1 protein-coding gene is annotated in these 263 nt (G+C 32.3%); it reads right to left on the bottom strand.

Going from position 1 to position 263, the window contains the following annotated elements; all coding sequences use genetic code 11:
• A partial coding sequence (locus tag Q4563_RS20510; protein WP_303605827.1) for a hypothetical protein occupies window positions 1–263 on the bottom strand: 263 nt, incomplete at both ends.

Raw genomic sequence — 263 nt, forward strand, 5'->3', positions numbered from 1 at the left:
TCACTAACATGAATCATAACAGGTACATGCTGTTCTCTTGCTATTTCTGAAGCTTTGGTATAAGTTTCTATCAAGTTAGAATAATCCCAACCTTTAACGTTAAAAATTTCAATTCCTTTTGTGTTTTTATCTCTTTGAAAACCTTTTAAAACTTCAGATATGTTTTCTTTAGTAGTGTGGTGTTTTTGATGTACTGAAATTCCATACTCATCGTCCCATATACTAGCAACCATGGTAATTTGCAAAACTCCAGCAGCATTGAT

This window comes from Gilvimarinus sp. 1_MG-2023 (genome assembly GCF_030548285.1).